The sequence below is a fragment of the Tenericutes bacterium MZ-XQ genome, from assembly GCA_002838205.1.
Taxonomy (GTDB): domain Bacteria; phylum Bacillota_I; class Bacilli_A; order Acholeplasmatales; family Acholeplasmataceae; genus Mariniplasma.
This window is the reverse complement of the sequence record CP017950.1, coordinates 1,976,386-1,997,244: the sequence shown is the minus strand read 5'-3', so window position 1 is coordinate 1,997,244 and position 20,859 is coordinate 1,976,386. Positions and strand designations below refer to the sequence as shown.

At 32.7% G+C, this 20,859-nt stretch carries 23 protein-coding genes; 17 read left to right on the top strand and 6 right to left on the bottom strand.

The features are described 5' to 3' along the window. The first annotated feature begins 1 nt into the window (after nucleotide 1). From BK011_09850 to BK011_09830, 5 genes are all read left to right on the top strand, one after another. Nucleotides 2-979, top strand: coding sequence for an alpha-ketoacid dehydrogenase subunit beta (locus BK011_09850; protein ID AUD65975.1), 978 nt, complete (start codon nucleotides 2-4; stop codon nucleotides 977-979). Nucleotides 980-991: 12 nt separating this feature from the next. After that, nucleotides 992-2,308 carry a dihydrolipoamide acyltransferase gene (locus BK011_09845; GenBank protein AUD65974.1) on the top strand — a complete coding sequence of 439 codons (1,317 nt, stop codon included), beginning with the start codon at nucleotides 992-994 and terminating at the stop codon, nucleotides 2,306-2,308. A 10-nt stretch (nucleotides 2,309-2,318) separates the two neighbouring features. Beyond that, the gene (locus BK011_09840; protein AUD65973.1) at nucleotides 2,319-3,689 is read left to right on the top strand and encodes a dihydrolipoyl dehydrogenase; all 1,371 of its coding nucleotides are present in this window, start codon (nucleotides 2,319-2,321) and stop codon (nucleotides 3,687-3,689) included. 129 nt (nucleotides 3,690-3,818) lie between these two features. Further along, a complete protein-coding gene (locus BK011_09835) occupies nucleotides 3,819-4,535 on the top strand; it encodes a hypothetical protein (protein AUD65972.1) in 717 nt (238 codons plus the stop codon). A 47-nt stretch (nucleotides 4,536-4,582) separates the two neighbouring features. Beyond that, complete coding sequence (locus BK011_09830) at nucleotides 4,583-5,374, top strand: transposase (protein ID AUD65971.1); 792 nt, start codon at nucleotides 4,583-4,585, stop codon at nucleotides 5,372-5,374. A gap of 86 nt (nucleotides 5,375-5,460) precedes the next feature. Here BK011_09830 and BK011_09825 read toward each other — a convergent pair whose 3' ends face one another. Beyond that, nucleotides 5,461-5,826 carry a hypothetical protein gene (locus BK011_09825; protein ID AUD65970.1) on the bottom strand — a complete coding sequence of 122 codons (366 nt, stop codon included), beginning with the start codon at nucleotides 5,824-5,826 and terminating at the stop codon, nucleotides 5,461-5,463. A 9-nt stretch (nucleotides 5,827-5,835) separates the two neighbouring features. Then, on the bottom strand, nucleotides 5,836-6,609 hold the full coding sequence (locus BK011_09820; protein ID AUD65969.1) for a hypothetical protein: 774 nt from the start codon (nucleotides 6,607-6,609) through the stop codon (nucleotides 5,836-5,838). Between the two features lie 273 nt (nucleotides 6,610-6,882). On the opposite strand from BK011_09820, the gene BK011_09815 reads away from it, so the two are divergent. From BK011_09815 to BK011_09795, 5 genes are all read left to right on the top strand, one after another. Next, nucleotides 6,883-7,446, top strand: a complete 564-nt coding sequence (locus BK011_09815; protein ID AUD65968.1) for a hypothetical protein — start codon at nucleotides 6,883-6,885, stop codon at nucleotides 7,444-7,446. A 123-nt stretch (nucleotides 7,447-7,569) separates the two neighbouring features. Next, complete coding sequence (locus tag BK011_09810; protein AUD65967.1) at nucleotides 7,570-8,226, top strand: branched-chain amino acid dehydrogenase; 657 nt, start codon at nucleotides 7,570-7,572, stop codon at nucleotides 8,224-8,226. Then, nucleotides 8,223-8,873 (top strand): succinyl-CoA--3-ketoacid-CoA transferase, encoded by a 651-nt coding sequence (locus BK011_09805; protein AUD65966.1) that lies wholly within the window; start codon nucleotides 8,223-8,225, stop codon nucleotides 8,871-8,873. Before BK011_09810 ends, BK011_09805 begins: the two co-directional genes overlap by 4 nt. Nucleotides 8,874-8,884: 11 nt before the next feature. Next, a complete protein-coding gene (locus BK011_09800; protein AUD65965.1) occupies nucleotides 8,885-10,249 on the top strand; it encodes a short-chain fatty acid transporter in 1,365 nt (454 codons plus the stop codon). Nucleotides 10,250-10,264: 15 nt separating this feature from the next. Further along, entirely contained in the window at nucleotides 10,265-11,470 is a 1,206-nt protein-coding gene (locus BK011_09795) for an acetyl-CoA acetyltransferase (GenBank protein ID AUD65964.1), read from the top strand. Nucleotides 11,471-11,622: 152 nt separating this feature from the next. Here the strand turns inward: BK011_09795 and BK011_09790 are convergent, their stop codons facing one another. Next, on the bottom strand, nucleotides 11,623-11,943 hold the full coding sequence (locus BK011_09790; protein AUD65963.1) for a hypothetical protein: 321 nt from the start codon (nucleotides 11,941-11,943) through the stop codon (nucleotides 11,623-11,625). After that, nucleotides 11,936-13,276: a hypothetical protein gene (locus BK011_09785; GenBank protein ID AUD65962.1), complete on the bottom strand. Its 1,341-nt coding sequence runs from the start codon at nucleotides 13,274-13,276 to the stop codon at nucleotides 11,936-11,938. The genes BK011_09790 and BK011_09785 overlap by 8 nt, the downstream gene beginning before the upstream one ends. A 119-nt stretch (nucleotides 13,277-13,395) precedes the next feature. On the opposite strand from BK011_09785, the gene BK011_09780 reads away from it, so the two are divergent. Genes BK011_09780 through BK011_09770 form a run of 3 tightly spaced genes read left to right on the top strand, consistent with a single transcriptional unit; the run spans nucleotide 13,396 to nucleotide 16,071 of the window. Next, nucleotides 13,396-14,214, top strand: a complete 819-nt coding sequence (locus BK011_09780; protein AUD65961.1) for a hypothetical protein — start codon at nucleotides 13,396-13,398, stop codon at nucleotides 14,212-14,214. Nucleotides 14,215-14,271: 57 nt separating this feature from the next. Continuing rightward, the gene (locus tag BK011_09775; GenBank protein AUD65960.1) at nucleotides 14,272-15,117 is read left to right on the top strand and encodes a hypothetical protein; all 846 of its coding nucleotides are present in this window, start codon (nucleotides 14,272-14,274) and stop codon (nucleotides 15,115-15,117) included. Nucleotides 15,118-15,171: 54 nt separating this feature from the next. Then, on the top strand, nucleotides 15,172-16,071 hold the full coding sequence (locus BK011_09770) for a hypothetical protein (GenBank protein ID AUD65959.1): 900 nt from the start codon (nucleotides 15,172-15,174) through the stop codon (nucleotides 16,069-16,071). 45 nt (nucleotides 16,072-16,116) lie between these two features. On the opposite strand, the gene BK011_09765 is transcribed toward BK011_09770, so the two are convergent. Continuing rightward, nucleotides 16,117-17,667: a hypothetical protein gene (locus BK011_09765; protein AUD65958.1), complete on the bottom strand. Its 1,551-nt coding sequence runs from the start codon at nucleotides 17,665-17,667 to the stop codon at nucleotides 16,117-16,119. A 154-nt stretch (nucleotides 17,668-17,821) separates the two neighbouring features. On the opposite strand from BK011_09765, the gene BK011_09760 reads away from it, so the two are divergent. Then, the gene (locus BK011_09760) at nucleotides 17,822-18,187 is read left to right on the top strand and encodes a hypothetical protein (GenBank protein AUD65957.1); all 366 of its coding nucleotides are present in this window, start codon (nucleotides 17,822-17,824) and stop codon (nucleotides 18,185-18,187) included. A 277-nt stretch (nucleotides 18,188-18,464) separates the two neighbouring features. After that, a complete protein-coding gene (locus tag BK011_09755) occupies nucleotides 18,465-18,902 on the top strand; it encodes a hypothetical protein (GenBank protein AUD65956.1) in 438 nt (145 codons plus the stop codon). Here the strand turns inward: BK011_09755 and BK011_09750 are convergent. Next, on the bottom strand, nucleotides 18,899-19,159 hold the full coding sequence (locus BK011_09750; protein ID AUD65955.1) for a hypothetical protein: 261 nt from the start codon (nucleotides 19,157-19,159) through the stop codon (nucleotides 18,899-18,901). The genes BK011_09755 and BK011_09750 overlap by 4 nt on opposite strands. 154 nt (nucleotides 19,160-19,313) lie before the next feature. Here BK011_09750 and BK011_09745 point away from each other — a divergent pair, with 154 nt between their 5' ends. Together BK011_09745 and BK011_09740 are read left to right on the top strand one after the other, a co-directional pair. Then, a complete protein-coding gene (locus BK011_09745; GenBank protein ID AUD65954.1) occupies nucleotides 19,314-20,468 on the top strand; it encodes a hypothetical protein in 1,155 nt (384 codons plus the stop codon). 58 nt (nucleotides 20,469-20,526) lie between these two features. Then, the gene (locus BK011_09740; protein ID AUD65953.1) at nucleotides 20,527-20,772 is read left to right on the top strand and encodes a hypothetical protein; all 246 of its coding nucleotides are present in this window, start codon (nucleotides 20,527-20,529) and stop codon (nucleotides 20,770-20,772) included. Nucleotides 20,773-20,859: the final 87 nt, after the last annotated feature.

Here is a 20,859-nt window from a genome sequence, read left to right as displayed (position 1 = left end):
GATGGCAGTTATAAATTTATTAACAGCAATTAATCAAGCATTAGACCAAAAAATGGCTGATGATGATAAAGTTGTCGTATTTGGTGAAGATGCCGGCTATGAAGGCGGAGTATTTAGAGTAACTGCAGGTCTCCAAAAGAAATATGGAGAAGATCGTGTATTTGATACACCGATTGCAGAAGCTGCGATTACAGGTAATGCCATTGGCATGGCAATTAATGGTCTTCGTCCGGTAGCGGAAATTCAGTTTGATGGCTTTGTGTTCCCTGGATATACAGAAATTGTGACACACATGGCGAGATATAGAAATAGAAGTCGTGGTAAATATGGATTGCCTATTGTTGTAAGATTCCCAGTTGGTGGTGGTATTAGAGCTTTAGAACACCATAGTGAATCTTTAGAAACACTACTTGGGCATATTCCAGGATTAAAAGTTGTTATGCCTTCAACACCTTACGATGCAAAAGGTTTAATGGTTTCTGCGATTGAAGATCCGGATCCTGTGATTTATATGGAACCTAAGAGAATCTATCGTTCAGGTAAACAAGATGTTCCTGAAGAAATGTATAGAATACCGATTGGAAAAGCTAAAGTGGTTCAAGAAGGTTCTGATATCACTGTTGTTGCATGGGGTGCAATGATGAGAGAAGCTGAAAAAGCGATTAAGCTTTTAGAAGGTGAAAATATCAGTGTTGAACTTATTGATTTAAGAACAATCAACCCAATTGATGAAGAAACAATTATTGAATCTGTTAAAAAGACAGGTCGTTTCTTGGTGGTTCAAGAAGCGGTTAAGACATATGGACCTGGTGCTGAGCTTATGTCATTAGTGAATGAAAAAGCGTTCTTGTATCTAGAAGCTGCACCAACTCGAGTTACTGGTTTTGATATTACAGTTCCACTTGCAAAAGGTGAAATGTTCCATTTCGTTCAACCAGAAAGAATTGCTGCTGAGATCAAAAAAGTAGCTAAATTTTAAGGAGGTCTACTCATGTATGATTTTAAATTCGCGGATATCGGTGAAGGTATCCATGAAGGTGTTATATTAAAATGGAATTTTAAAAAAGGAGATAAGGTTAAGGAAGGCGAAACTTTAGTGATTGTGGAAACAGATAAAGTAAATGCTGAACTACCTGCTCCTGTTGATGGCGTCATCACAAAATTAGGTGCTAAAGAAGGAGATACAATTAATGTTGGTGAAACCTTAGTTGTAATCGATGATGGTACCGGTGGTGAAGTCGAAGAAAAAGAAGAAGCTAAAGAAGAAAAGAAAGATGATTCTAAAGATGAACCTAAAAAAGCTTCTGTAGCTGAAGAGGAAGAAGATGAGCCACAAGGTGTTATTGGTGAAATCGAAGTATCTTCTGCAGTCATGGCTTCTAGTAATGAACATAGTGGTGCTAAAAAAGCAAGTACTGAAAATAAACGTGTATTAGCTACACCTGTTGCAAGACAACTTGCAAAAGATTTAGGTGTTGATATTAAGTTAATCGAAGGTACTGGTGAAAACGGAAGAGTATTAAAAGAAGATATTAAAAAAGCTGCAGAGTCAAAAGGTGAAGCTAAGTCAACTGGTATCTCTATACCAAGTGTAAAGGTTTCAACTGAAGGCGATGTTGAACTTGTTAAGATTACTAAGTTAAGAAAAGCTATTGTTAAGTCTATGACGATTGCTAAACAAGTGATTCCGCATACTGTATTGATGGATGAAGTTGTTGTTGATAAACTTGTTGATCTTCGTGCTAAAGTTAAGGAACAAGCTGCTGCTCAAGATATTAAGTTAACTTATATGGCTTTTATCATGAAAGCAACTATTCTTGCACTTAAGAAGTTCCCTTATTTCAATGCAAGTTTTGATCAAGAAAATGAGCAAATGGTACTTAAGAAGTTCTATAATATTGGTATGGCTGTAGATACAAAAGATGGCCTTATCGTGCCAAATATCAAAAATGCTGATAAGAAGAGTATTTTAGAATTAGCTAAGGAAATTAGAGATGTTGCAGATGCAACTGTTGAAAGAAAAGTTCAACTTGATCAACTAAGAAACTCAACATTTAGTATTACAAATTTTGGTGCTGCAAATGTTGCTTATGGCACACCAATCATTAACCATCCTGAAGTTGGTATTTTAGGTATTGGTAAGATTGAAAAGAAGCCTGTTGTTGTAAATGATGAAATCAAAATCAGTTATGTTCTACCTTTATCATTAGCAGTTGATCATAGAGTGATCGATGGCGCTGATGCTGGCAGATTCTTAAATGAAATTAAGTCTTTATTATCTGACCCAATGATGTTATTATTAAGTTGAGGTGTAGATTATGAAAACTTATGATGTTGTTGTATTAGGCGGTGGACCAGGTGGTTATGTGGCTGCGATTAAGGCTGCGCAAAATAACTTGAAGGTTGCACTTGTAGAAAAAGAAGTTGTTGGAGGGATTTGTTTAAATCATGGATGTATTCCAACAAAAACGTTATTAAAAAATGCAAAGGTCTATAAGACATTAAGCCATGCGAAAGATTATGGTGTTACCATTGATGGTAATATTGGTTTTGATTGGTCGCAAATGTTGAAAAGAAAAAACCTTGTTGTAAAAAAACTTACCACAGGTGTTGCAGGATTACTTAAGAAAAACGGCGTTGAAGTCTTTAATGGATTAGGCAAAGTTGTTGCGAAAAATAAAGTAGAAGTTAATGGCGAAACTTTAGAATGCAAGCATTTGATTTTAGCGACTGGTGCATCTCCAATAGTTCCACCAATTGAGGGACTTAAAGATGCATATGAAAAGGGATTTGCTAGAACTTCAAGAGAGATGTTACAAATTGAAGAAGCACCTAAAAACTTAGTCATTATTGGTGGCGGTGTGATTGGTGTAGAGTTTGCGACAATCTTTAATTCATTAGGATCGAAAGTTACTATTATTGAAAAACTTGATGGTATTGTTCCGATGATGGATGATGATATTAGAACCCAATATGCGAAGATTTTAAAGCGTGAAGGTATTGAGATTTTTGTCAATGCAGAAGTTAAAGCAGTTAAAGGCGATGATGTTATCTATCTATTAGATGGCAAAGAAGAAAAAGTTAAAGCCGATAGTATTTTAGTGAGTGTTGGCATGAAAGCTAATTCACAAGGTCTAGAAGCGTTGAATCTTAAGATGGAACGCGGTGCGATTGTTACTGATGAAAGACTTAAGACGAATGTACCTAACGTTTATGCCATCGGTGATGTGAATGGTAAGTATATGCTTGCACATGTTGCATCTCATGAAGGTATCGTTGCAGTAGAAAACATACTAGGTCACGATAAAAAAATGAACTATAACCGTATGCCAAATGCTGTTTATGGTTCACCAGAAATTGCATCTGTTGGATATACTGAAAAAGAACTAAAAGAAAAAGGTATTAGCTATAAAGCATCGACTTTCCCATTACTTGCAAGCGGTAAAGCATTAGCAGATAATGAAAAAGATGGATTTGTTAAGTTATTAGTTAGTGAAAAGTACAAAGAAATACTTGGAGCTCACATTTTAGCTTATAATGCATCAGATTTGATTGCTGAATTAGGTGTAACGATGGAACTTGAAGGTACAGCTTATGAGGTTGCAAATACCGTTCATCCACATCCTACACTTTCTGAAGTGATTATGGAAGCTGCTCATGGTGCGGTAGATAAACCCATTCATATTTAAAATACAGTTAATTAATGAAAAAAGACCAAAATATGATATGATACCTCTAAAGTAGACACTATAAATAAAGAAAGTAATCTTTAAGATTATGAGTACTTTGATGTAGTAGAAACTTTGGAGGTTTTTTATATGAGCAGAAAAGCAACACTAAGTAAAGAAATGAAGTTAGAAATAATAGAGAGATACAAAGCTGGAGAGGCACCATCAAGACTAGCAGGCATATATGGTGTACATAAAAGCATCATTCCTAAATGGTTGAATAAATATGAGAGCATAGGATCATCAGCATTTGAAAATGACAAGAGTAACAAATCATATTCAAAAGCATTTAAAGAAACAGTCATTAAAGCATATCTAGAAGGAGAAGGGTCACTAGAAGATATCAGTAATAGATACAAAATAAGTAGTCGTGGGCTTCTCTTAAGTTGGATAAACAAGTATACTAGTCATATAGAAATAAAGGATTATGATCCTAAACCGGAGGTCTATATGACAAAATCAAGGAAAACAACATACGAAGAACGTATTGAAATTGTAGAATACTGTTTAGAGCATGGAACAAACTACAAAGAAACAGCGATTAAATTTAGAATAAATTATGCCCAAGTCTTTTCATGGGTAAAAAAATATAAACAACTTGGTGAAGAAGGGCTAATTGATCGTAGGGGTAAAAACAAGGTTGAGTCTGAGATGAATGAAGAAGATAAACTTCGACATCATTTAAAAAAGCTTGAGGCAAAGAACGTTTACTTAGAAATGGAGAATAGAGCGCTAAAAAAGCTCGAAGAGATCGAAAGGAGGTCGATCAGAGAAAAACACAAGAAAACATCTACAAAGCTATCTTAGAGTTAAGTAAAGATTATTCAGTAAAAGCCTTATGTATTGTCTATGAGATGAATCGTAGTTCATATTATAAATGGTTAAAGCGAAAAGATATTGTCAATGAAACAGATAAAATCATTGAAGAACAGATTTTAAGTCTACATGAACTGTTTAATCATATTTTAGGGTATCGTCGCATGACATTGTTCATCAATATCATATATAAAACGACTTATAACATCAAAAGGATAAGAAGACACATGAGACTTCTTGGAATCTCTTCAGCAATTAGAAGAAAGAAAACCAACTATTTAAGATATAAACCAGAGCAGGTAGGAAAAAACATTTTAAACCGTGATTTTACAGCAAGCAAGCCAAATGAAAAGTGGTTAACTGACGTTACTGAATTTAAAATTATTGGATCAACAATAAAGTTATATTTAAGTGCAATCATCGACTTATATGATCATAGTATTGTCACATATAGATTAGGAACATCAAATAATAATGATCTCGTTTTTAAAACATTTGAACAAGCAATCAACAAATATCCGAACATTGAAAACATCCTATTTCATAGTGATAGAGGATTTCAATATACAAATCGAGTTTTCAAGAAAAAACTTGATGATAAAAAATTCATACAAAGTATGTCAAGAGTTGGAAAATGTATTGATAATGGACCTATGGAAGCTTTTTGGGGAACATTAAAGTGCGAAATGTATAATTTAAATAAGTTTTACTCAATTGATCAATTGAAAATGGCTATTAAAGAATATATCATATTTTACAATAATCAAAGATACCAACCCGTATTAAAAGGCTTGACTCCAATACAATATAGGAATCAAGCCTCAATTTAAGAAAATATAAAATTTTATTTATTTATGATGTCTACTTGACAGGGGGCAGTTCAATATTTGGTCTTTTTTGTGCTTGTACTACTCTATTAATCGTTAAGATATTGAATTGCTGTTTTTATTGCATCAACAAGTGCATTAGAGGTTTTTGTAGATCCGGCGATTATTTGAACTTGGTCTAAGTCATCAGCACTAATGAGTTGAGATATGTAATCTCCTTCAATAACGTCTTTGCCGAATCCTGCAGTTTCTGTATGTTCTAAAACCGTAAGATTAATCAGTTCCTTTTCAGTAGAAAGTTCTACTTCAATCAGCATTTCATGATAACCCATGATACGCACAGTGATGATGTGATTCGAGTTTTCAACTTTGGCATCTACAACTGTAGGTTCTCCGTTCCATAAATCAATACCAGCTGCTTTAGCGACAATTTTTATCATTTTTGGTTCAAACATCATAGTCGCTCATGCAATGGTATCCCTTTGTTGATCATCAGCTTGATTCGTTTCAGTTAAAAATGTATAAAGTTCTTCTAGAGTTAGAGCTTCACTCACGATATAAGACTCAAGTGCCATGAGCTGTTCGTGGAATGTTCCACCACCCCATTTTCCTGTAAGACCAATAACTTTTCTACCATTTTTTACAAGACTATTTTCACTATCATAAAGTCTTACTTGCGCAAGCAAATCTGCAACAGTTGTTTCTGCTGTAATATTAAAATTATCGAATCCTGTAGATAACAATTGATAAATCTCGTCTGTAGGGACACTTTCTGGATTCACTGGAGCTCCAAAAAAGCTTAATAAAGGAAGACCCATTAATAAATCCGAGCCATCAGCTTTGATTTGTCCTCTAATCGTATACATAGCTTGAGGGATGTTCTCGGTTGATCCTCCAATAAAAATGTCAATGGTTTGATAATCTTGTAAACCACCGATCATAATGTAAGTTACATTCATTTGATAGTTTTCACTACGTTTTGAAATATTAGCCGTTGAAACCATATCAAAATGTATTTGAGTGATTTCACCATCTTCATTCAAACTACCTGCTAAGAAATAACGATATCCTGGTGTATACCCTGATGGTTCAAAATCCATAACTTCGAAAAAGCTAGAAGGACTTGTTGTTTCTTGTTGTGGAACTTCTGGTGACTCTGGTTGATCATCAGTTTCATCGCATGCAGTAAGAAGGGCAAACGAAAAAGCGCACAAAAATAGTAGTACTAATTTCTTCATATTAAATTTCTCCTTGTATTTATTTATGTATAGAATAACATAAGGAATATGGGCAATCAATCCTCTCTTTGTTTGAAAACGTTTTAATGATTTAGATTATTAAATTTATAAATGATGTTTTTATATACTTCTAATATTTGTCTACATTATTTCGTATTTATTTCAATATCAACGTTTTACTATATATAAGTTCGTATTATCTTTCAAGTCTATATTTCCTTAAAAATAAGTGTTATAATATAGATAAACATTACGCAAGAAAGAGGGATGCTAGTGAGAGCGACAGAAAAGAAAATTCTTCTTGCTGCAACAAAACTATTCTCTGAGTATGGATATTCAGGTGTATCAACGAGAAAGATTGCAGAACAAGCTGGGGTCAATGAACTCACTTTATTTAGGACATTTAAAAGTAAAAGTAATTTATTACAAGCAGTGATTAGACATTTCGCCTATGAAGGTAATATTGTTGAAAAAGTAGCACATGATCTTACTGGGGATATCAAAAAAGATATTAAGATTTTTACTGATACTTATTATATGTTTTTGCAAAATAATATCAAAATGTATTTAATACAAATTAGAGAAATTGATGAAGAAGGATTGAAATTCACCAATACAATTGACTATACTGAGTTTATGAAAGACTATTTTGTAAAAAAAGTTGAAGAAGGAAAGTTTGTTGGAGATCCGTATTTAGTAGCAACTTCCATTGTCTCTATGATCATGGGTATATTTACACTTAAAGTCCATGCGAACTCAATTTATGATAACGCTAACTATAAAACACTTATAGAAACATTCGAAGAAGATCTGATCAGATTATATGTTAAAGAGTAGAACTGCTAGCCAAGCAGTTCTTTTTTTAACTTTTTTTCTGAAAACGCTTGTATTCAAAAATAAAAAGTTCTATAATGTAAGTAAGTACTTACATATAAATTTAAGAAAGGAAAACGTTAAGTGATGAATAAACTAATCTCTAAAAAAGATTTTGTTGCTAAAGTTTTTGATGGCGCAAGTATCATGGTTGGTGGGTTTATGAACATTGGTACAGCAGAAGAAATCATTGATGAACTGCTTAAAACTGATGTTAAAGATTTAACGATTATCTGTAATGATGCAGGTTTACCAGGCAAAGGTGTTGGCAAACTTATCGATGCAGGTAAAGTTAAAAAACTCATTGCATCGCACATTGGTTTAAATCCTATTGCAGGACAAAAAATGACTGAAGGTTCGATGATTGTTGATCTTGTACCGCAAGGAACTTTAGCTGAGCGTATACGCGCAGGTGGAGCTGGTTTAGGTGGGTTTCTAACACCAACAGGCATCGGAACGATTGTTGAAGAAGGCAAAGAAGTGTTAGAAGTAGATGGTAAGAAGTATCTTTTAGAAAAACCACTTAAAGCTGATTTTGCATTTTTATTAGGGCATGTTGTAGATAAAAAAGGTAACATCCTTTATAACAAAACCATAAGAAATTTTAATCCACTTATGGCTACAGCTTGTGAACATGTTGTAGTACAAGCAAGAAAAATTGTGGAGGCTGGGGATATTAACCCTGATCACATCGTTACACCACATATTTTCGTTGATTATATCGTTGAAGGAGGAAAACAATGAATCCAAAAGAACTGATTGCTAGACGTGTAGCAAAAGAACTCAAAGATGGAGATGTTGTTAACTTAGGTATTGGTCTTCCTACAATGGTAGCAAACTATGTTGACCATGGATTAGATATTACATTCCAATCTGAAAACGGCATGTTAGGTTTAGGTCCTGTACCGGATGCTGAAAACGAAGATTGGGATTTAACAAATGCTGGTGGAAAACCTGTAACCATGACAACTGGTGGCGTATTCTTTGATAGTGCAACATCATTTGGAATTATTCGTGGTGGTCATGTGGATATCACCGTATTAGGATCACTTCAAGTAGATGAAGAAGGTAATATCGCGAACTGGATTATTCCAGGAAAAATGGTTCCTGGCATGGGTGGTGCGATGGATTTATTAGTTGGAGCTAAAAAAGTGATTGTTGCGATGCAACACACATCAAAAGACACTCCAAAGATTTTAAAAAGATGTACACTACCATTTACAGCTGTTAAAGAAGTCGATATGATCGTGACTGAATTAGGCGTAATGGAAGTGACAGACAAAGGTATTGTATTAAAAGAATTAGCACCTGGTGTAACTGCTGAAGAAGTTCAAAAGAACACAGAAGCAACACTAATTATTAGTGAAAATATAAAAGAAATGGAAATTTAAGGAGAAAGAACATGAAAAAGATTTTTGATAAAATGACTCAAGGTTCTGTAAAACTTGTTGAAAGATTTTTACCAGATCCATACATCTTTGCGATCATCTTAACGTTTGTAGTATTTTTAGTAGCAATGATTACAACTCAGTCAGGTCCTCTTACAATTATTGAAGCTTGGTATGGTGGATTCTGGAGCTTATTGCAATTTTCTATGCAAATGGCAATGATTTTAGTTACAGGTACAATTTTAGCAACTGCACCTTTATTTAAAAAAGGTTTAGGTAAGCTAGCATCTATTCCAAAGAATAAGATTCAAGCAATCATTTGGGTATCTGTTATTGGTTTAGTAGCATCATTTATCAACTGGGGCTTTGGTCTTGTTATTGGTGCGATTTTCGCTAAAGAAGTAGCGAAACGTGTTAAAGGTGTTGACTATCCTTTATTAATCGCTGCTGCTTATTCAGGATTCCTAATTTGGCATGCTGGTATGTCAGGATCTATCCCTTTGACTCTTGCAACTGGTGGAGCAAATCTAGTGACACAAACTGGTGGAGCAGTTGTTGATGCAATTCCAACTAGCCAAACAATTTTCTCAGCTATGAACTTAATTATTGTTGGTGTTATTTTAGTAACATTACCAATATTACTTGCATTAATGCATCCAAAAGGTGACAAAGTTAAGACTGTTGATCCAGCTTTATTAGAAGATGATCCAGTAGTTCCTATGAAACCTAAATCTGAAATGACTCCTGCTGAAAAATTAGAAAATAGTAGAATTATTAACTATGTATTATCAGCAATGGGCTTTACTTTCATTATTTTATATTTCGTTGAAAATGGATTTAACTTAGGATTAAATATCGTGATTTTCATTTTCTTATTTGCTGCAATATTATTACATGGTACTCCAATTAATACAGTTAAAGCTGTTAACAGTGCTGCTAAGAGTGTTGGTGGAATCTTATTACAATTCCCATTCTATGCTGGTATTATGGGTATGATGACTTATAAAGGTTTAGAAAATAATGTATCACTTGCTGGTGCTATTTCTGACTTCTTCGTAAATGTATCAAATGGTACAACTTTCCCATTATTTAGTTTCTTATCTGCTGGTATCGTTAATATCTTCGTACCATCAGGTGGTGGACAATGGGCTGTACAAGCTCCAATTATGATGCCTGCTGCAGTTACACTTGGTGTAGATACTGCTAAAACAGCTATGGCAATCGCTTGGGGTGATGCTTGGACAAATATGATTCAACCATTCTGGGCTTTACCAGTATTAGGTATCGCTAAGCTTGGTGCTAAGAATATTATGGGTTACTGTTTAATGGTTTTATTATACTCTGGCGTTATCATCGGTTTAGGTTTAATTCTTCTTTAATAGAGGATTAAATATATGTCAAAAGTATATGTAGTTGCTGCTAAGAGAACTGCAGTTGGAAGTTTTTTAGGATCTTTATCTAATACTTCACCATCTGAGTTTGGGGCAGCAGTCGTTAAACAATTATTAGTAGATACAAAAGTAGATCCAAAAGATATCGATGAAGTGATTTCTGGAAATATTTTGCCTGCTGGTCAAGGACAAGGGATTGGACGACAAGTCGCGATTAAAGCTGGTCTTCCTATTGAAGTTCCTGGTTATGCAGTAAATATGGTTTGTGGTTCAGGTATGAAAGCAATTATGGACGGCTTTTTAAAGATTAAGGCTGGATGGGAACATTTAGTCGTTGCTGGTGGTACTGAGTCCATGAGTCAAGCTCCTCATTTGATGCCTTCTAAAGGTAGAAGTGGATATAAAATGGGTAATTTAGAAGTCATTGATCATATGATCTATGATGCATTAATTGATGCTTATGATGGTATTCATATGGGCATTACTGCAGAAAATATTGCAGAAAAATATCAAATTTCTAGAGAAGAACAAGATGCTTTTGCTTATCAATCACAAGTTAAAGCGATTAAGTCAGTTGATGAAGGTCGTTTTGATGATGAAGTTGTAGGTCTAGATGTTAAAATTGGTAGAGATGTTGTTCATTTTAATAAAGATGAATATCCAAATCGTAAAACATCTTTAGAAAAATTGGGTACATTAAGAGCTGCGTTTAAAAAAGATGGCAGTGTCACTGCAGGTAATGCATCAGGGATTAATGATGGTGCTGCATATGTTATGCTTGCTAGTGAAGAAGCTGTTAAGAAATATCATTTGACACCGCTTGTTGAAATTATTGAAGTTGATCAAGCAGGCGTTGATCCTAAGTTTATGGGATTAGGACCTGTTGGAGCAGTTAAAAATGTATTAAATAGATCAGGTTTAAATCTAGATCAAATTGGATTATTAGAGCTTAATGAAGCTTTTGCTGCTCAAAGCATTGGTGTCATGAAGTGTTTATCATCTGATTTAGGTGTAGACTATGATCAGTTATTAGAAAAAACAAATGTCAATGGTGGAGCGATTGCAATCGGTCATCCAGTTGGCGCTAGTGGTGCACGTATTGTTGTTACACTCATTCATGAGATGAAAAAACGTAATGAAAATTTAGGTTTAGCATCTTTATGTATCGGTGGCGGTATGGGTACAGCTATTATATTTAAGAATATCTAAATCCCCTATAAAGAGATATGAAGCGGAGACTGATTTGTCCTTGGATAAATCAGTCTCTTTTCTTGATTAACTAGGAAATTCTAATTGATAATTTAAATAAAAACAAACAGAAAAAACTCATCTAAAATGAGTCTGTAAAACGAGTCAACAAATTAATCAATAAGTTTATGATAAATATCTAAAGGCACAAACTGCAACTTACCACAATGACTACAAACATCAACGGGAAAAGCAGCACCTTCAGTCTCCATAAAGTGAGCATAACCAGAAAAATTGACAGTAAGTTCAAATCCACAGTGCAGACATTTCATATCAACCATGATATCAAAATTAGGCATCGATATAAATGCATTAAATGAAGCGGCAGGGCCAGCAATGAATCCCTGCTTAACAGCTGATTTATATTCAGCATACAAATTCTTTTTTTGAACAAAAGACATATGCACAGATTTAGTTTTAAATAGTTTAGGCATCGCTAAATAACCTCTCTTTTCGGTGATTTGGTAGATATGAAGCATCAAGATTTAAAACCATAGTAGAACCACACTGACATTTAAAGATGTCATAGTGATAAGTCTTAAGCAACAAAGTTCGAAAGTGAAGTTGATGTTTAAGATAAGTCAAAGATTTAGGGTTAACTAACTTTAACTCAGAGGCAATTTTTCGTTTTGTCCGATTTGAATAAAAACCGTAATAACGAATCAGATGAAATCCTTTATCAGGGATGTGTTTAATGAGACGTGCAATAAATTTAAAGACATGATCAGTGATGATTTGAGTACCTCGTTTATGATGTTTATCTGAAATTTGATCATCTTCATGAGGATCAAAATGCCAAGTGACTTGGTGATTGATATCATCGAAGTCATCAATTCTAGATTCAGAGATGGCTGGATGAGAAGCATATCTGGCGATGTATTTAGCAATCTTTTTGGCTGTAGACAAGCTAGATTTTCTCTTTAATTGAGGCCCGTAAGTGTAAAAGCCTTTTTTATACTTATGAATGAGATAACTTCTTAAGCGATTAAACTCATTATAGATAGAATTTGTCGCATGGGTTTTCAAATAGGCTGAGATGTTACTTAAGAGTCTATATTGCCAAAACATACGCAGTCTCTCAAAAGGAAAGAAAGACATGTTGGATAGATGACCATGAGCATCAATAAAGCGTTCAGCAACTAAAGCATGGATATGAGGATTGGTCTTCATATCTCTGCCATAGGTGTGAAGAAAACAAATGATGCCAAGTCTTCTATCTAATTGGTGGTCAGCCTTCGTTTTCTTAACAGCTTTATGAAGAACTTCATTTACAGTTTGAAATAAGATATCAAATAAGTCTCTATAAAGCCAAAAGAATTTACGCATCTCTTTAGCAACTGAAAAGACAAAATGTCTATGAGGGCACTTAAGTAATTTGGATTCAATCGCAAGTGTTCGAGCTTCTCGATATCTTTGATTACAAGAAGGACAAAACCTTGAATGACAAGAAAGACCTTGGATATGAAAGTTATCACAAGTTGGGCATTCATAGAAGAAGTAGCCATATTTGAAATCACGACAATGTATCATTTTTTCAACATTTTCGATAATTGAGGGACGTAGTTTATCTTCAAAATGAAGTTTAAATGAATCCCAATAGGTAGCAAATATAGATTGAATGGAAATGGAGTTATCTCTATATACTTTTAAATTAGATAGTTTAACAAGCTCATTGTTAAAGACATGTTCACCATGTTTAAGAGCAAGTTCTAATTGATCTTTAAATTTATACTTAATCACTATAGGTTCCATAAATCTATTATACAATGTGACTTTAAAAAGAAAAAGGCGATTTTTATCGCCCCTAGTGAATTTATTCACTTTTGTTCTTGACAGCAGATGATGTTTTTGTTACAATACTTCATATTTGGTATAAGGAGCACAAGATGAAAATAGCAGTTTTAGGTCCGATAGGTACGTATTCTTATTTAGCAGGTAAAGTTTATGAAAAAGATTTAGGAGCGTCAGTTGAATTTGTATATGTGAAGCACATCAAAGAAATGATGGATATTAAAGATCAAGTTGATGTGATGATTTGTCCTGTAGAAAATACGATCGATGGATATATCGGCATACATATGGATTTGATTATCAAACATCATTTAAAAATAGTTTCAGAGATTCATATACCAATCTCTTTTTGTTTTGTAAGCCATGCAGAAAAAGATAATATTCAAAGGGTTTATGTTCAATATGCTGCAAAAAATCAGTGTCTTGATTTTCTTGATGGTTTTAAAGATAAAGAGATTATGGTTATGGATTCTAATGTGTACGCTTATCAAGCATATGTAGAGGATCCATCTAGTGCAGCAATTGTTCCAAATCATTTGGTAAAAGAAAATGAGATTATTGATGATAAGATTCAAGATGAGAAGGATAATTATACCAGATTTTTAGTCATGACGCATAAACGTGACCATCCAAAACATGAAATGAAAGAAACATTTAAAGTATCATTAGTTATTAGTCCAAAGATTGATCGACCTGGTCTTTTATTTGATATCATCAAAGTTTTTAAAGAATATCAGGTGAATATGACATCGATTATTTCGAGACCGACAAAGAAGAAGTTAGGAACATACCACTTTTACTTAGAGTTAGAAGGCATCAATCAAGATTTTAAGATGATTGATCAAGTAATTGAAAAACTACAACAGGAGTTTCCAGTGATATCTTTGGGTGTTTATTCAGTTTATAAAAAATAAAGGCAGTAATGCCTTTTTTTGATATAATAAGGTTGAGTATTGAAAGGAGTTGTAGTCATGTTAGATATTGCTTTATATATTGTGTTAAGTATCTTAGGATTATTAGTTGTGATATGGATCATTGGTTTTATTTCTAGAGTTATCTTTGTTTCTAAATTTAAGAAAGAAGTTCAAGAACTTTTGGCATTAAGTAAAGGTGATGAAGATATGGATTTAAGCAAGTTTGATGAGTTGCCTAAACCAGTCAAAAAATGGTTAAATCTTCATGATTTCAAAAATCAGAAAAACATATATCAAGCTTATATGACTCAAGACATAAAGATGAGACTTGGTCAAGATAAACCATGGATGAAAGCAACCGCTAAGCAATATGTTATAACTCAAGAACCAGGATTTATATGGAAGGTTTTAGTAAAAATGATGCCTGGTGTTCATATCTCTGGTAGAGATAGATATATGCATGGTCAAGGTGAAATGCTGATTAAAGTGATGAGTTTTTTAAAAGTAGTAGATAGTAAAGGTGTCGAAATGAATCAAGGCACACTTTTAAGATATTTAGCTGAAATATGTTGGGTTCCAACAGCTGCATTAAAAGATTATATTAAATGGGAAGCTATTGATGATCATCATGCAAGAGCTATTATGAGTTATAAGGATGTGACAGCTGATGGCATTTTTGAGTTTAATGATCAAGGACATATGATTTCATTTGAAGCTTTGAGATATGGAGAGTTTGATGGTGTCTATCAGTTAAAACCATGGAGAATCGAGATGTGTAACATCAAGGATTTTCAAGGATTCAAATTACCTGTTGAAGGTAAAGTGATCTGGAAGTTAGAGGATGGAGATTATCATTGGTATCAGTTTATTGTAACAAACGTTGTTTTTAATGAAAGAGTCTAACGACTCTTTTTTACTTATTGTTTTTATGATAAAATACCATAAAGGGGCGAATCTATGAGATATTTATTAATGTATAATCCCGTCAGTGGTAGATCTACATTTAAACATAAAGTAAAACACATCATATCTTTTTTTGAAAAGAGAGGTTTTTCTCTTGATGTCTATGAATCTAAGAAATCTGGAGATTTAAAGGAGAAAGCTTTTCAAGCAGCAAAAGATTATGATGTTTTTTTTGTAGCTGGCGGAGATGGAACGGTTAATGAAGTCGTTAATGGCATGATGAAATCTGACATTAGACCTGCACTAGCAATTCTTCCAAGTGGAACAGCGAATGATATAGCATCTATTTTGGGTATACCCAGGATATTGACGTGTGCACTTAGAATGTATATTAAAAATGATCCAGTTAAGATTGATGTTAATCAAATGAACGAACGATATTTTGTTTACACAGCAGCAAGTGGAGTATTATCTCGAGTCAGTTATGATGTATCTAGAAGACGGATTAAGAAATACGGTTATTTAGCTTATGTGTTTGCTGCGATGAAGGATTTTGTACAAGATTATAACTATCCGATTAAAATCGAATATAATGGTGAAGTGTTAGAAACCGATTGTATGATGGTTTTAGGGTTAAACTCGAATCGTGTTGGCGGCATGAGATTAGTTAACTTTTCTCAAAGTAAATTAAATGATGGATTGTTTGAACTCAGAATTTTTACAAGTAGAAGAAAGTTTAGAAGGTTTAGACTGCTATCCTCATTCATTAGAGGTGGTAAGAAGTTAAGAGAAGATTTTCATTTGGTTAGTGATCATTTTAAAATCACAACAAATAAAGATGTGATTTGGAATGCAGATGGAGAATCAGCAGAAAAAGGAAGTATTGAGATTAAAACGATCAAAGAAGCGTTAAAAGTATATATAAATCCTAGAAGAAAGAAAAAACAACTTTAAATAAGGTAGTGTCAAAAGTTTAATGGAAGTTATGGAAGAATGTGATTAAGATTGATATCTTGCTTGTTCAAAAAGCGAGTTAGTATAATCCATAAGTTTGAGCCATTGATTAGGCATCAATTCATCTTTAGAAAAGATGTCAAGTTCAATAGGTCTCTTGTAATTGAGAGATGAGTGACGTCTTAAGAAATTATAAAATGTGACGAATAAACTCATGTAAACGTTCGCGTTTCTTAAACTTCCATACCCATTAGTACCATGATAATTAAACTTATACGTCCTATTTAAACGTTCTTCAGCTTGTTTATAGGATCGCCATTTCTTAGAGATACTGTCTTTGTTTTTTACACCAATGACTTGATATAAATCGAAATTAACATCATTCATTTTAAAGAAAACTTGTGTAGCGTTATAAATAGGATTACCATCCGTAACGACATGAAGTTTTTTAGGTAATTGCCTATATTTATTAAATGTTTCAAAAAGTGTAGTGACTGCATTTTTAGTTGTTCTTTGATCAAATATCCGATAAGATGTAATGATTTTATTGTGGGTATCTGAACCGAAAAATACATAATTAGATTTCCCCATGACTTTGATATAAGTTTCATCAAAAGTTACAGTGTTTGATAGTTTATAGGGATAAATAACATTGAGTGATTCAGTGATAGCTGCGACAGCTTCAGCGTAGTTAACGACGGTTTGATGTGTTAACTTTAAGTCGTGTACTTCCTTAAGTATTTGAGCGGTTTTTCTAGAGGATAATCCATAGTTCACATAATAAGTCAAAACTAAACCTAGTGTATATTTAGAGTGATGGATCTTGTCTAAATCTACTTTAGAGTTTATAGACAAATGATTTAGATCCTTTAAAGAAGCCAATGTGAAATTAAACAATCTAAAGTGATATCTAAGCTTGTGTTGAGAATCATTGATGAGTAAATGATCAGCGTCACCCGCTGTTAATGATTTCTTGTTTTTAAGATAAAAAGGACATTGATAATGATGACACATTAAAACATCATAATCCTTACGCATATGCTGAACTTCAAGTTTTTGATGACAGTGTGGACAATGATGTGTGATTTCTTCATGATAAGTTTTCTTTAAAGTGAAAGTTTGTTTACAGACTTTACACATATTTTGAGTCTTTGTATGTGCGTAGATATATTCATTTGGAGCACCACAGTTAAGACATAGACCTTCATAAGAAAATGGTTTTTGTCTTTTGATGGGTTTAATGATCTCTTCTGATTGAGCGAGGATATCTTCAAAAGATAGTTGCTTATAATGGTTTTGTTTAACAATCGGTGGCTCATCTATTTTAAAAGAAGCATAGCCAGTCATAGATGGCTTATGCTTAGGCGTTGTTTGTTGTTTTAAGGGTTTGATTAATGGTGTTAGTAAATCATTAAGGGTTTCTAGATGACTGGTGATGAGTGATATATGATCATGAATCTCAGGTGTAGTGAGTTTTTCTTCTAACTGATCAGATACACGATGATTTAACATAAGAGGTTCTAGATGTGTTGATATAAGATAAATATTTTGCTCTAGACTCTTTAAAGATTGAATGAAATGTGGTAAACTTTGCATAGGTAGTTAATCTCCTTTTATGTGATGTTCGCACATTCATTATAACATGGGATTGACTACTCTTTTTATTGATAAGAAGAGTATTAAAAATAGAAAGAGAGTAGGTCGAAATTTTAAACTTTTGACACTACCCATATAAAATGGAGGGGTTAGAATGATATATTGGACAATTCTTGGTATTTGGATTTTCTTAGAAACCATGTTAGCTCTAAAGATTATTTTAGGAATTATATTTTTTAAATTCACACCGAAAAGAAATGGAATATTTGGCTTTAGAACTGAAAAGTCATTGTCGAATGAAAAGATATGGATAATTGCAAATGTTGAATTTGGTAAATTATTTATATTTTTTGGAGTTATAGAATTAGTTACTTCATTATCTACATTAGGATTAACTTTTCAAGGATTTGAGAGTGTTGATGAAGTAATAACTCCATTGATATATTTATTAATATATATAATTACAACATGGTTTACTGTGATAGTCGTTGTAAGAAAGATCAAAAATATTGATAATTAAATGTGTTATGGGGAAAGGGACTTCGGGTAAGAACTTGTGATGAATAAGTACTATCATTATAATGAACACTTTATGTTTCATAATTTATCTAAATATGCACTATTAATACAAAAACAGATAAAGTCCATAAAGACAAGACATCTTACTATAAGTATCATTAAAAAGAGTTAAACACAGATAATGTGAAAAGAGTACGACAAAATCAAAATCTATTATATTTATAATGTCAATAATCTTCTTACTTATCAGCTGTTTCAATATAGGAGGAGTGTTAATTATGGATCAGGTTTCATATAAAAATGGATTAATAGAAGCAGTAGCATTTTGTTTTTATAGAAATGGTGAAGTGTTACTCGAGGATAGAGGGAAAGGTTTTAATGTAGAAGCCTTTTATCCAAATGGAAAAATAGAACTTAAAGATAAATATGATGAGAATTATATTATTAACGCACTTTATAGAGAAATTGGTGAAGAATTCGGAAATCAAATTAACATCAATGACAAGGTGTTTTGTGGAGAATTAGTAATTCCTGAAATTAATGTATTATTTTATGTATTTCTAATAATAGACTGGAATGGAGACTTTCCAAATGCAATTAAAGAAGAAGGAGAACCCGACAGTAGAATTTCCTTCTTCAAAGTTGAAGAAGCTAGGAAATTATTTAAGTACGAAAGTGCATTTAAAATGTTGGATATGATATTAAGCAAAACTTAATTATAATCACTTAAACTAATACACTCAGAAAAAGCAACTCCGTTGGAAATAGAGTAAAACTCCATAATGACAAGACAGTTTTCTAGATGATTGGTGATGAGTGATATATGATCATGAATCTCAGGTGTAGTGAGTTTTTCTTCTAACTGATCAGATACACGATGATTCAACATAAGAGGTTCTAGATGTGTTGATATAAGATAAATATTTTGCTCTAGACTCTTTAAAGATTGAATGAAATGTGGTAAACTTTGCATAGGTAGTTAATCTCCTTTTATGTGATGTTCGCACATTCATTATAACATGGGATTGACTACTCTTTTTATTGATAAGAAGAGTATTAAAAATAGAAAGAGAGTAGGTCGAAATTTTAAACTTTTGACACTACCATACAATATTGGGGGAGATTAAATGAAAAAGATTATACTAATGATTGTAGTTACTTGTATTGCAGTTTTAATGGTAGCTATTTATTTTATAGAAAGATATCCCGATAATCAATTCAATTTAGCAAAAGGATATTATAAAAATTCAACTGTTTTAAATATGTTTGAGCATGAAGATTATTTAATTTTTGTTCTTAAAAATTATGAACAGACTTTTGATGCTTTAGATGATGACGATTGCTATGATGATATGCTAGTTTATGCCGTTACAGATTCAAAAGGTAATATAATGAGTTCAAAAGAAGTTACAGAGACGCTTACCTTAGATAATGATGGCGATGGTATAAGAGCTGGAGAAGTAAGGGCAACTTCAGCACAATATAATGAGTATGTCTACACAAGTGTGAAAGTATACGGAGATACTTTTTTCGTGAAATTCGATTCAAAAAGCAATACATACGAAATCATTGATACAGTTTATTTTTATGAAGATTTCATCATTGATCAGCATTTAAAAGGTGTAACACTATTTGATAATGGAAACATTCAAATAGATTATGTTGAACACTCATTAGCAGGTGAATTGTTAGATTTAGAACATATTGGATATTTAGATCAAACGAGTCAATATGGTATAGCAAATCAAGTTCATCCTATGCTGACAAATGATTACATTATTGTTTATGGTGATTTGCTTAATCGAACATTTGGAAATCACATAGCTAGTATATATCATATTGAGTCAGGTGAAATAGAAGTTGTGACTCATGATAAAGATGAGTATATTGATTTTTGGAAAAAAGATCATCAAATATTCTATGGTAAAAGTTCCATTTATGAAGGTACAATTGATATCTATGATTCAGAATCTAATTTTATTGAGGAAAAACAAGAAAATGAGGTTTATAGACCAAACTCTTCACATTATACAGACATTTCAGAGTCTTCAGATTTCTTTAATAATCAAGTTATATTAATGAATGCTGATGATGAAATCATAGTATTAGATTTCAAAATTAAAACGCATGTTAAAAAAATATATGAGTTTGGTGATGATCTATATTTAGTTGTTAAAACTAGTCCAGGATTTATATCACAAATCATTAATGGCTCGGATTTTGAGTATATAATACATTATAAAATTGACGAAGTACATTTATTAGATGTACCAAGCTCGTAATGTAAAAGTGATGTAATCATAATAGTTAGTTATATAACCGAGTTGGAGGGGGTTCACTATGAAAAAGTTTGTATTAAGCATTTCAATTTTTGTTTTAGGATTTTTGGGAGTCATATTGTGCTTTATTAATAGCACTGTTATAAAAAATATTTATACACGAACGGGAAATACAGATGATGTAGCGACATATACGTATACCACTGATGGAGTCATGATATTTGGAAGTGTTGTATTTGGTTTAATAGCAATTGTTGGGTTGCTTTTTTCAGTGAAATTTGCAAAGGAAAAAGAGTTTATTAAATAAATAATATCTCAAAAATCATTAACTTCAACAAATCATTTTTTTCTAAGGTTTAAATGTGCACATAATAATCGTTAAGGAGGGAACACA